Genomic DNA, 12,336 nt, shown 5'->3' with positions numbered 1-12,336 from the left:
GCTAATCGGTTAATCTGTCGGGTAATTTGGCTTTCGGCAAGATACTTGTACATTTGCAGCTTTAAATGGCTGAAAATGAATTTTTAGCCGGAAATTAAATAGATAAAAATACTTTTTATGAGTCAAGTAAAGCAAAATGATGCCGTAAAGGTACACTACACAGGTAAATTGGAAGATGGCCAGGTTTTCGATAGTTCAGTAGAACGCGGAGAGCCTATAGAGTTCACTCTTGGCCAGGGCCAGCTTATCCCTGGATTCGAGGATGGCCTTATCGGGATGGAAGTGAACGAAAAAAAGACCATTAATATACCTAAAGAAGAAGCATACGGTGAGCCTAAAGCTGAGTTGATCCAGGAAGTTGATAAGAATCAGCTACCTGAAGAATTGAAGCCAGAAGTAGGAATGCCATTGGTTTCTAAAAGCCCTGATGGTCGTGAGATCAACCTGGTTGTAACCGAAGTGAAAGATGACAGCATCGTGGTAGATGCCAACCACCCACTTGCCGGTAAAGACCTTATTTTCGATCTTGAAGTATTGGAAATTAAGTAAATCCCCCTGCAATATTTAAGAAAAGCCCGACCTGGTCGGGCTTTTTTAGTTATATGGTTAAGGTTTTTATAATTAGTTTCCTGTTCATCTTCTGCTTATTACCTTAGAACTAAATCACAAAAAACTAAATTATGAAAAGAAAAGGATCGGCCAAATGGATGGGCTCCTTAAAAGAAGGAAAAGGAACTGTAAGCCTGGAAAGCGGGGTATTGAAAGATGCACAATATTCATTTAAAACAAGGTTCGAAAATGGAAAGGGTACCAACCCTGAAGAGCTTGTTGGTGCGGCTCATGCCGGATGTTTCAGCATGCAGCTTTCGGCATTCCTTACTGAAGAAGGATTTGAACCAGATTCGCTGGAAACAACTTCTGAGATTACCTTTGAAGATGGCGAGATCACAAGGTCTCACCTTATCCTTACGGCCAAGGTTCCGGGGATAGACGAGGAAAAGTTCGATAAACTAGCCAATAAAGCCAAGGAAAACTGTCCATTATCCAAACTGCTGAATGCAGAGATCACGATGGAATACGACCTTAAATAGGTGATTAAATAATAAAGATCAAAAAGCCTCATTTTCGAGGCTTTTTTTATTTTAAACCTTCAATAGACTGGTAAACGGCTTTCTTTATGTCTTCGTCTGTTCTGTTTTTGCTAACCCACTTCTGGTTGAGTTCGATCTCGATGCCGGAATAATTTTCAGGGAATTTTTTCCTCAAATAGGTTGTGAAACCATCTGCTTTTCCCAGGTATGGATAATTGAACCTGACTTTTAGATCTGGTTTTTCCTGCATCAATCCAGCTTTCAGCTCACGTGCATATTCTTTTTCTGATGACCTGGAAGGATCATATAAAAGGCCAAAATCACAATTGCGAACCTCTCCTCTTAAAATTGGCGTAAAACTATGTATAGATAAATGTAATACCAGATGGCCCTGGGAAATCATTTTCTTTATTTCGGTTTCAACCTTAAACCTATACGGATGATAATATGCATCCAGAAGAGCTTTCTTTTTTTGGTTGTCGAGTATTTTACTGAACCTTGAAAATAAGGATGGATGGGTAACCGATCTGTTCACCTCTACCAGCAATCTTCCTATTACCTGGTATTCGCTAAAGCTGGCCAGGCTCCTTAGTTCTTCGAAAAGATCAAATGCCCCGGGATCATAGCCTTCGTGGGTTTTCAAAACCTTGAAATTATCCCGGAACAGTATCCTGTAAGCCATGGGAATATCTGGAAATGCATGTTCGCAGGTGAGCACCAGTTTCATGGCCTGAACATTTGATTCTTTTCCAGGCAGCTGGCAAGCTGGGAAAAAACCTTGACGATATGTTCGTGGGAAAAATCATTACGCAAAGCCTTAAGGATCCTGGTGGCAAGGCTTCCATTCTGGAGAATGAATTCAATATGCTTTCGATGATGCTCCGCCAGGTTGTCTGATACCAGTTCAAAAAGCCTTTTCCAGATCTGCCTTACATCTGATGCCTTGTTAAGGTCGAAAAGCGCCAGGTATTTGGAATTATCGATCAGTGTATTCTCGGCATCCTTTATCACCTCATTGAAAATTTCGAAAAGTTCATCTTCATGCCATTTCTTCTGGTCTTCCAGGGAAACCAGTTCCTGGCTTACGAGCAATTTCAAGACCTCAATAATAAAGGCAGCTATGGCCACATCGGCCGATGGATTTTCCTGTAGATCGATCACCCTAATTTCGATCGCATTACGGTCGAACCTGGAGATCGCTCCCCTTGAATTCAGAAAATGATGATCCAGGATCTCTTCTGTATCAAAAGGTTTAATGGCTTCGGTTATGGGTTTAAAGATCTTATCATAATATTCGGCCTTGTCAAAGATCTGTTCGGGAATCACCTTCCCGGTCATATGCGGGATTTCCTTTTGATTGCTTTTGTAATAGTGCATCCTGGAATCTTTAAAACCGGTGTAATTGCCATCCAGAACCGGAGAACTAGCAGCAAGGCCCGGAATTATTGGCAGAAGTACCCGCACTGCCGCATGTAATTTTTCAAATTCTGCATCTCCTGTAAATGGCAGGTTAATATGCATGCTTTGCACATTGCTCCAGCCATGTCCCTTACAATCAAAAATGCGATTGTACAATGCATAGATCTTGCTGTAATTATGTTTCCATAGATGAGTTTCGGTGAACGGATCCATAAAAGGATGTGAGGCAGTTGGCAGCAGCCTGCTATCAAATTCCTGTAAAAGTTGGTTCATTTCCTTTACATTATCGGCGAACAGCAAACCCAGTTCATCCAGGTTGCCGGTGGGACCATTGGTCTTCATTTCAACTACATGTGCCACTAACTCATTGCTCCATTCAATTTTCCCGTTTTCAACGTCTGAGGTTAGGGAGCCGTTCTTTTTAGTAAGCAACTTGTCTGTGATGGGGTTTACCTTTAGATCTGAATTATGAACCAGCATATATTCCAGTTCGATCCCGTAAACCTCAAAAAGGTGATATGACATAATTATTTATTTTCGAGTCGGTTTTTCAAGGCTGTTAAGATTTGTATATATACCTGGTCACCATAATACAGGTCTTCTACGCCCGCATCGATGTTCGGGTTGTCGTTGATCTCGATCACCAGGGCCTTCCCTCCTACTTCTTTAATATCGATCCCATACAATCCCTTTCCCATAAGTTTTGCCGCCTTGATGGCATTCTTTAAGATCTTGGGAGGAACCTTTTCGATAGGCATACAATCGGCATTGCCATCTCGATCGTCTTTTTTCTTTGCACCCCAGTTATAGATCTGCCAGTGACCTTTGGCCATATAGTAACGGCAGGCATAAAAGGCCTTACCGTCCAGCACTCCAATTCTCCAGTCGTATTCTGAAGGAGAAAATTCCTGGGCGATCACCAGTTCAGATTTTTTAAGCATTTCAGAAACCAATTCCTGGTACTGCTCTTCGGTTTCTGCTTTTTTCACCCCGAAGGAAAAGGTAGAATCAGGAGATTTAAGAACTACCGGCAAACCGGTTTTTTCCAAGACATGTTGTTTATTGTCCTTATGGACAATTACTGTCTTTGGTGTTGGGATGCCTGCATTTTCCAGCGCTTCGGCCATAAATACTTTATTACAGCATTTAAGGATGGCATCGGGATAGTCAACAATGGCAATATCTTCCTGCTGGGCCTTACGAGCGAAGGCATAGGCCTCGTTATTCACCTCGGTGCTTTGCCTGATTAGCAATGCATCAAATGCAGAAAGCCTGGAAAGCTCTTTTGGCGAGATGATTTCGGTATAGAAGCCCATTTTTTCAGCCTGCTCGATGAACTTTTTTAGAGCTTTTGCGTTGCTGGGCGGTGCCACATCCTTTTCCTGCACCAGAATGGCCAGGTCATGATCAAAACTGGTTTGCCTGGGCGTGTCGTAACGTTTTTTTGCAAAATATTGCTGGGCAAACTGCCACATGCTTTCCTTGTGTTCTTCAGGGATTTCAGATTCTGAAATAGCCTTTATGTTTTTGATGTTCCACCTGTTGCTGAAATTGAATTTAACCCGCAGGAACGGGATCTGGAAATGCCTGAAGAACATGGCGCTCAATTCCTTGTACTTTGCGGCTACATTTTGCCCAAAGTAAACGCTTAGGGTGAATTCCTGGGACTTGATATTCTTTAAGGATTGCTGGATAAGGTCATCGAATTCTTCTGAGACGATCTTCACCAGCTTAGGTTCAGCCATATCAACGATGTTCTTAACGGTTGGAATGGCTAAATGTCCTCTTGCCTCTGCCAGTAATGAGACATAGTATCCTTTAGACTGGTATGCGTAATTCTTGCACAAATTGAATACCCTGGCCTTCTTTAATTGAGAATATTCAGGATTAGTAAGGTATTCGCGGGAAGAAATTATTTTAACATGTTCTGAAGATAACCTCCAGGTCTCCGGTTGATTTACAACTATAAATTTATTCATTAAAACAAAAAAGTTTATCCAAATGTAGCTGAAAATACCATCCCTTTTTAAAATTTAGGGAAGGCTTAATATTAATTCTTAAATTCAGCATCTTAAAATCAAATCAATTTAATCCATGAAATTAAAGATTAGTTTACTTCTATTCCTCGCAGGCTTTTTAAACTTACCTGCGCAAACCAATAACTCATTGGTTGAAAAGGCGAAACGCATCCATGAAAAGGTGATCACTATAGATACTCATAATGATATTAATGTAGCTAATTTTACCGAAAACAAAAATTATACGATGAACCTGGGAACCCAGGTGAACCTGCCCAAAATGGATCAGGGTGGCCTTGATGTTTCCTGGCTAATCGTGTATACCGGGCAGGATGAATTAACGGCAGAGGGTTATGCTGCGGCCTATGAGAATGCCATCCAGAAATTCGAGTCTATTCACCGGTTAACCAAAGAATATGCTCCGGAACAAATTGGTCTTGCCACAAATTCGCAGGAGGTTCGAAAACTGGTTTCAGAAGGAAAAAAAGTGGCGATGATTGGTGTTGAAAATGCCTATCCGGTAGGTAAGGATCTGGATAGGATCGAGGAATTCTACGATCGTGGAGCGCGTTATATGTCGCTTTCACATAACGGCCACAGCCAGTTTTGCGATTCCAATACCGGTGAAGAAGATAATGTATGGCTGCATAACGGATTAAGCGAACTAGGGAAAAAAGCGGTGGCAGAAATGAACAGGCTGGGAATGATGATAGATGTTTCGCACCCAAGCAAAGAGTCCATAAAACAAATGTTCGAACTTTCAAAAGCTCCTCTTATCGCTTCTCATTCTTCGGCCAGGGCCTTGTGTAACCATAGCCGCAACCTGGATGATGAATTGCTGGATTTATTTAAAAAACATGGCGGGGTAGTTCAAACTGTTGCTTTTAGTGCCTATGTGAATACCGAAAAAAATGATGCGATGGGAGATGCCATGAAAGAAGTTTATGCCAGAAGAGCGAAGGAAAAAGGAATTGAAATACTTAGTAATAAAGAAGTTGAAGCGCTCAATGAGAAAGACAGAAAGGCCTATTTTGAAAAATTCAGGGAAGTTAGAGAAGAAGCAGGCTCAGAAATTGATCGCCTTAAGGATGAAGTTGAATTTGTGAATGTAAGCGATTTTGTAGATCATATCGATTATATGGTTGAGAAGATTGGGATAGACCATGTAGGGATCAGTTCCGATTTTGATGGCGGAGGCGGAATTGCTGGCTGGGACGATGCTTCAGAAAGTCTCAATGTTACCATCGAGCTTGTAAAGCGTGGCTATTCAGAAGAAGAAATCGCCAAATTATGGGGTGAAAACCTGCTTCGGGTTTTAGATGAAGTTGAAGCAGTTGCCCGGGAAATGCAGAAATCCTGATCAGTTTAATTTCACTTCAAGGATGCTGGCATCGGTTCCCTTTGCTTCATTAGATATAAAGATTCGGCCGGAAGGGCTAAAACAGATCCCTTCCGGTTGATAAAACTCCCTGGGTTTCAACAGGTATATTTTTTTGATCTTTCCTTCATTATCCAAAATAAGAAGTTTGGGAATCTGTGCTCCCAGCACATAGATATCACCACTGTTGGGATGAATTTTTAGGTCTGAAGGCCTTATCAGGTCCTCGGGTTCGGTCACCGGTAGCACTTTAAAGGCCTCGTCGTCATAATTGATCGTTAAATAAGGTTCTTTATTTAATTTGTCTTCCACCGGATCATATAAATAAATTGCATCGTGCAGCCCGTCTCCAGTTGAATTAAGGTTTCGGTCTTTAGGCAGAATAAGGATATTCCCCTCCTCTGTTGCGGCAATGCCTTCAATATTATTCTTGTATTCGAAGCCGGTTTGAAATTCCTGGGTTTTCTCAGGATCATTGAGATCTCTTACCCGGAAGAGTTTTCCGTTGCTTTCAGCAACCCATAATTCATCATTGAGCAGGGTAAGGCCTTCGTAGTCGCCAGGTCCTCCAAATTTATATTCCGCAACGATTTCAGAAGTATTCAGGTCAAATATAAAAATGATCCCGTCTTCATCCTGAATACAGGCAATGCGATCGTTACCCATCCATACCATACCTGAGATCTCATCCAGGGGATTTGGCAGGTTCCATTTTTGAACTATTTCATACTCCTTCATCGATTCATCAAAATCATAGGAGTTTTCCTTATGGAGGTAATAAACCAGTCCAACCAGTGTTAGAACGGCAATGATGATGCCTACGGCCCATTTTGTCATAATACGTATTTGATTGTTTTTAAAAGTAAATGAATAGAAATCACAGACAAAAAGATTAACAAATCTTTGAAATTAGAAGGGTTTCCAGATGAAAGATATAAATGACTGATAATCAGTTAAAAGTTAAAAAACAGTTAAATTGGTACCTTTTTATGCATAGTACTGTAACAGAACAAATCTGGTGTCGTCTATTAGGTAAACAATCAAATTACATTTTTCAATTATTAATTATCAATCATTAAAATTCATCGATTATGAAAACTTCATCAGAAACCAAAAGCAGAAAGCAATTCATGAACACCGAAGCTAACAGCAGAGGATTTTTCAGAAGAAGAATAGCTTAAACAATCATCAATTATCAATTATCAATTATCAATCATCAATTAAAGAGTATCAATCATTAAAATTCATCAATTATGAAAACTTCATCAGAAACCAAAAACAGAAAGCAGTTCATGAACACCGAAGCTAACAGCGGCGGGTATTTCAGAAGAAGAATAGCTTAAACAATTGTCAATTATCAATCATCAATTAAAAAGTATCAATCATTAAAATTCATCAATTATGAAAACTTCATCAGAAACCAAAAACAGAAAGCAGTTCATGAACACCGAAGCTAACAGCGGCGGGTATTTCAGAAGAATAGCTTAAACAATCATCAATTATCAATCATCAATCAAAGAGTATCAATCATTAAAATTCATCGATTATGAAAACTTCATCAGAAACCAAGAACAGAAAGCAATTCATGAACACCGAAGCTAACAGCGGCGGGTATTTCAGAAGAAGAATAGCTTAAACAATCATCAATTATCAATCATCAATTAAGAACATCAATCATCAAATTCATATCATCATGAGACATCTGGAAAGCATCATTCAGGACTTTGGCCATAGCCAGCATCACGGTCTTTCTCCCAGAAGACCATTTATGAACCAGAAATACTCCCCTATTCACCTGGAGTTGGATAGCAGGAGATATTACGCCTAGGTTTCTTGAAGAAACCAGTCATCAAATAAGATCATTCAGATCAAGGACCCTTAAAATCTTACTTGTATGAATATACTTTCAAACTAGCCGGTAGACATTAGTTTACCGGCTATAATATTTGGTTAAAAAAGATTAAAATTAGCTTAAAATTGAACCGACTGGGTCAAACATTTGTTTATTTGCAGCAATTTCAAATAAACGGATGTTAAGCAAAATAAAAAGACACCCCAAACTTAAATGGACACTGATCATAGTCTTAAGCGGGATCGCACTTTTCTTTTTATTCTTCGGAAGTATTTATTTTGGAATGTGGGGAAAGATACCCAGTTCCAGTGAGCTAAGTCAGCTTAACCAGAACAAGGCAACGCAGGTGCTGGCCTCTAATGGTGAACTTATTGGCAAATTCTATGTATATGACCGGCAGCCTATAGATTTTTCAGAATTTCCCCCTCACCTTATAGAAGCGCTGATCGCAACCGAAGACGCCAGGTTCTATGAACATGACGGGATCGATAACCGAAGTTTGCTACGGGTCTTTTTTAAGTCTATTTTGCTCCAGGACGAGTCGGCAGGCGGTGGAAGTACCATCACGCTTCAGCTTGCCAAAAATCTATATGGAAGACGTGATTTCGGGATGTTCGGGATCGTGATCAATAAGATGCAGGAGGCCATTATCGCCAAACGCCTGGAAGACATCTATTCAAAAAATGACATTCTCGAACTCTACCTGAATACCGTTCCTTTTAGCGATAATACCTACGGAATTGAAAGTGCTTCCCTGAAGTTCTTTAACAAGAATACTTCAGAATTAAACCTGGAAGAAAGCGCCGTGCTCATAGGTATGCTGAAGGCCAGCCATTATTATAATCCCAGGATCTTTCCGGAGCGCAGCCGGTTAAGAAGGGATGTGGTGCTTATGCAAATGGCCAAATATGATTACCTAACACAAGCAGAAGCCGAAGAAGCCAAAATGCTGCCTCTTCTCCTCGACTACAAAAGTTACAGTCATGACGAAGGGATCGCGCCCTACTTCAGGGAACAGGTTCGTAAGGATGTAACCGGGATACTTGATACCCTTAAAAATAAGGATGGAAAAAAATTCAATATTTACCGGGATGGATTGATCGTTCATACCACCCTCGATTTTAAGATGCAGCAACTGGCCGAGGAAGCCATGCGGGAACATATGGCAGAGCTCCAGGTTCAGCATGAGAAATCCTACGGAAATTATGCGCCCTGGATTCGGAATAAGGAGATACTCAATGATGCATTGAAAAAAACCGAGAGCTATCAGAAATTACAAAAACAGGGACTGAATGAAAGCGAGATCAGAACCCGGCTGGAAGAAAAACACCCTACCGAGGTTTTTGAATATGACGGCATTAAAACCAAGAATATCAGCACTATAGACAGCCTGGTTCATTACCTGAAATTTGTGAATTCAGGTCTGCTGGCGGTGGAGCCACAAACCGGATCGGTTAAGGCCTGGGTTGGCGGGGTTGACTTCAGATTTTTTAAATATGACCATGTTTCTCAAAGTAAAAGACAGGTTGGTTCAACCTTTAAACCAATAGTCTACACGGCTGCACTTGAAAGCGGTATGGATCCCTGCAGTTATTTTTCGGTCAGGGAAGTGACCTATGAAGACGGCTGGACGCCTTCTAATTCTTCTTCAGAAGGAGATGATCCGCATATGAACTATAACTTAAAGACGGCACTAAGCAAATCAATGAATACCATTGCCGTGAAGGTTCTTATGGAAACAGGCATAGGAAATGTAATAGAACAGGCCAGAAGAATGGGAATTGAATCCAAACTTCCAGCAGTTCCATCCATTGCCCTGGGAACGGCTTCACTTTCTCTAAGTGAACTTACCAGTGCCTATACCAGTTATGTAAATGAAGGTTATACTTCCAAACCTTTTTATATAACCCATATCCAGGATGCGAATGGAAATACCCTGGCGAAATTCGAACCAAAGATTTCAGCAAATAAAGCCTTTAGTGACGAAACCAGGAAGATCATGATCAATATGATGGAAGCTACAGTTAACGAAGGGACCGCTTCAAGGCTGCGCTATTCCTACGGTCTTCAGAACGATATTGCCGGGAAAACTGGTACAACGCAGGACAACAAGGATGGCTGGTTCGTTGGGATCACACCAAACCTGGTTTGCCTTACCTGGGTAGGCGCAGACGATCACCGTATAGGCTTTAAGAACACGGCTATAGGCCAGGGTGCGAATACGGCCCTGCCTATTTTTGCGAAATTGATGCAGCAATTGAATGCCGATTCAGAATTCAGTAAGATCACTAATGCCAGGTTTGAACCCCTGTCCCCTTCCCTAAGGGACATGATGGAATGTCCCCCACAGGAAAGAGATAATTTTTTAGAAAGATTATTTTCTGGAAAAGATGAAAAATCCAGCGAACCAAAAAAGGAGAAAAAGAAAAAAGGATTTTTTAAACGCCTTTTTGGAAAAAAAGATGATAATTAAGATCCTTCTAAATATCTAAATCGCTTTTAGTCAGCCAGATATTCTAAGTAATATTCACTAGTTTTAAGAAAACCTATTCAGTAAAATGAATAAAAACGGTGATGTTTCAAAGATCAAACAGCTGGATTATAAAATTTCCCGCTGGATGTATGTTTATGGAAAGACCATACTTAGATATTCTCTTGCCCTGGTTTTCATATGGTTTGGCAGCCTTAAAATTACCGGGGACAGCCCTGCAACAGAAATCGTTGAGATCACGGTGTTCTGGTTGAAACCCGAAGTTTTCATCCCTGTTCTAGGGATCTGGGAAATTCTTATCGGACTATTCCTGATCTTCAAAAAATTAATCAGGCTGGCCATACTTCTGCTGGTTTTTCAAATGCCCGGTACTTTTCTACCACTCATTATTCACCCCGAAGTTTGTTTTAAAGAATTCCCCCTAATACTTAGTATGGAGGGGCAGTACGTGATCAAGAACCTGATATTAATAAGTGCAGGTATCGTGATTGGCGGTACTGTTAGGGAACCGGAGTTTGTTGAAAGAGATATTAAATCTTCAGATGCTCAACACAAGCCCTAAAACTCCTTGTTGATCGCCATTCTTAATTTCCTGGAATAATCTTCCTCGAGCCAGTCCCTGTAATTCTTGGTGCTTTTACTAATACAATAAGAATACTGCTTGATCCTTGAGGCAATGTCGTCCTTCAATTCCTGGGCAAGGATCCTCGCATCAAAAACATCTTCGCTGTTTTCCACACACATTTTTACATGCTGCTCCATCGACCATTCGAGTACCGACTTGGATTTGAGTCCTTTTTTGATCACTTCGTCGTAGGCCTCTTCCACATTAAAGCTTACGTCGTTGGTATTTGAAAACTTTTCCCTGATCTCTGGAGGCATTTCATACTGAAATTCCCTTTCGATCTCTTCGTCACTAAGAAGGTTTTCAAAATAGAAATCTGGTGATCGAAAGATCTGTTTCCAGTCTACCGGGGTGCTCCAGTGGCCAAACCTGGCCATGTTGTTCCCAAGGTCTATCACTGTGAATTCACTTTTGTCTTTAAGAACTCGTGATCCCCTACCAATCATCTGGAAATAAAGGGTTAGTGATTTTGTAGCGCGATTAAGAATAATGGTTTCGACAGTGGGCTCATCGAATCCGGTGGTAAGAATACTTACCGAAGTCACAATAGCATCGGGAGTATGTTTAAACCATTTAAGAATATCCTTTCGGTCCTGTTTGCTCGTGGTATTATCCAGGTGCCTGATTGGAAGCCCGGCATTCTTAAAGGTATGATATACTTCAACAGAGGTATTGATACCATTGTTGAAGATCAGGGTCTTTTTTCCTTTGGATTTTTCGTAATAAGCTGTAAGCAGCTTTTCCTGCATACTGTAATTCGAATACAGTTCTTCTGAAGATTTTACCGTGTAATCCCCGTTCATCCCAACCTTAAGAGTGGTTAGACCAACATTATAACTGTAGATATTCGCTTTAGCCAGGAATCCTTTTTCTATAAGGGAAGAAATTGAATCCCCAACGATGAGCTCCCTGTAATTATCTTTCATTGGAAGTTTGATATTGGAACTCAATGGCGTAGCGGTTACACCGAGTATAAAACACTTTTCGAAGAATTTGAACAGTTTCCTGAATGAATTATAATGAGCTTCATCAATAATCACCAATCCAATATCTGAAAGTTCCAGCTTTTCGTCGTTCAAACGATTGTTCAGGGTTTCAACCATCGCCACGAAACACATATATTCATCCTGGTCTGGAAGTTCCTTTACTTTAGAGTTGATGATCTTATTTCTAACCCCAAAGCCTGAAAGCATTTTTGAAGTTTGCTTACACAATTCGATTCGGTGCGTTAGGATTAGCACCTTTTTATTGGTTCGCTGAATATATTCCCTGGTCATCTGGGAAAAGATCACTGTTTTACCACCTCCGGTAGGAAGCTGGTACAACAGGTTATATCGTTCGGGATGTTCTTCTATTACCCCGAATATCTTGTTGATATCCTTTTGCTGGTAATCGTAAAGTTGTTTGTCTACCTTCTTTTTTTCAATTCCAAATGTTTCTACCGCCATAAATTCAGTTAAGT

11 protein-coding genes are annotated in these 12,336 nt (G+C 40.6%); 6 read left to right on the top strand and 5 right to left on the bottom strand.

The window, feature by feature from the left end; translation table 11 throughout:
• Window positions 1–117: 117 nt before the first annotated feature.
• Both MKO06_RS10705 and MKO06_RS10700 read left to right on the top strand, forming a co-directional pair.
• Window positions 118–549 (top strand): FKBP-type peptidyl-prolyl cis-trans isomerase, encoded by a 432-nt coding sequence (locus MKO06_RS10705; RefSeq protein ID WP_241551166.1) that lies wholly within the window; start codon window positions 118–120, stop codon window positions 547–549.
• A gap of 131 nt (window positions 550–680) precedes the next feature.
• On the top strand, window positions 681–1,091 hold the full coding sequence (locus MKO06_RS10700) for an OsmC family protein (protein WP_241551165.1): 411 nt from the start codon (window positions 681–683) through the stop codon (window positions 1,089–1,091).
• Between the two features lie 46 nt (window positions 1,092–1,137).
• Here the strand turns inward: MKO06_RS10700 and MKO06_RS10695 are convergent, their stop codons facing one another.
• The 3 genes from MKO06_RS10695 to MKO06_RS10685 are packed head-to-tail and all read right to left on the bottom strand — an operon-like array spanning window position 1,138 to window position 4,489.
• The gene (locus MKO06_RS10695; RefSeq protein WP_241551164.1) at window positions 1,138–1,818 is read right to left on the bottom strand and encodes an N-formylglutamate amidohydrolase; all 681 of its coding nucleotides are present in this window, start codon (window positions 1,816–1,818) and stop codon (window positions 1,138–1,140) included.
• Window positions 1,815–3,035, bottom strand: a complete 1,221-nt coding sequence (locus tag MKO06_RS10690) for a glutamate-cysteine ligase family protein (RefSeq protein ID WP_241551163.1) — start codon at window positions 3,033–3,035, stop codon at window positions 1,815–1,817. Before MKO06_RS10690 ends, MKO06_RS10695 begins: the two co-directional genes overlap by 4 nt.
• A 2-nt stretch (window positions 3,036–3,037) precedes the next feature.
• Window positions 3,038–4,489 carry a RimK family protein gene (locus MKO06_RS10685; RefSeq protein WP_241551162.1) on the bottom strand — a complete coding sequence of 484 codons (1,452 nt, stop codon included), beginning with the start codon at window positions 4,487–4,489 and terminating at the stop codon, window positions 3,038–3,040.
• A gap of 115 nt (window positions 4,490–4,604) precedes the next feature.
• On the opposite strand from MKO06_RS10685, the gene MKO06_RS10680 reads away from it, so the two are divergent.
• Window positions 4,605–5,888: a dipeptidase gene (locus MKO06_RS10680; protein ID WP_241551161.1), complete on the top strand. Its 1,284-nt coding sequence runs from the start codon at window positions 4,605–4,607 to the stop codon at window positions 5,886–5,888.
• On the opposite strand, the gene MKO06_RS10675 is transcribed toward MKO06_RS10680, so the two are convergent.
• A complete protein-coding gene (locus MKO06_RS10675) occupies window positions 5,889–6,743 on the bottom strand; it encodes an SdiA-regulated domain-containing protein (protein ID WP_241551160.1) in 855 nt (284 codons plus the stop codon).
• Between the two features lie 856 nt (window positions 6,744–7,599).
• On the opposite strand from MKO06_RS10675, the gene MKO06_RS10670 reads away from it, so the two are divergent.
• The 3 genes from MKO06_RS10670 to MKO06_RS10660 all read left to right on the top strand — a co-directional run bounded on the left by MKO06_RS10670 (window position 7,600) and on the right by MKO06_RS10660 (window position 10,811).
• Window positions 7,600–7,734 carry a hypothetical protein gene (locus tag MKO06_RS10670; RefSeq protein WP_256946174.1) on the top strand — a complete coding sequence of 45 codons (135 nt, stop codon included), beginning with the start codon at window positions 7,600–7,602 and terminating at the stop codon, window positions 7,732–7,734.
• Window positions 7,735–7,936: 202 nt separating this feature from the next.
• The gene (locus MKO06_RS10665) at window positions 7,937–10,231 is read left to right on the top strand and encodes a penicillin-binding protein 1A (RefSeq protein WP_241551159.1); all 2,295 of its coding nucleotides are present in this window, start codon (window positions 7,937–7,939) and stop codon (window positions 10,229–10,231) included.
• Window positions 10,232–10,316: 85 nt separating this feature from the next.
• A complete protein-coding gene (locus tag MKO06_RS10660) occupies window positions 10,317–10,811 on the top strand; it encodes a DoxX family protein (protein WP_241551158.1) in 495 nt (164 codons plus the stop codon).
• Here the strand turns inward: MKO06_RS10660 and MKO06_RS10655 are convergent.
• Window positions 10,808–12,322, bottom strand: a complete 1,515-nt coding sequence (locus tag MKO06_RS10655) for a DEAD/DEAH box helicase (RefSeq protein ID WP_241551157.1) — start codon at window positions 12,320–12,322, stop codon at window positions 10,808–10,810. The two genes, MKO06_RS10660 and MKO06_RS10655, sit on opposite strands and share 4 nt — an antisense overlap.
• Between the last annotated feature and the right edge of the window lie 14 nt (window positions 12,323–12,336).

Source organism: Christiangramia oceanisediminis (assembly GCF_022570735.2).
GTDB classification, from domain to species: Bacteria; Bacteroidota; Bacteroidia; order Flavobacteriales; family Flavobacteriaceae; genus Christiangramia; species Christiangramia oceanisediminis.
This window is presented reverse-complemented; position numbering and strand designations above follow the sequence as displayed.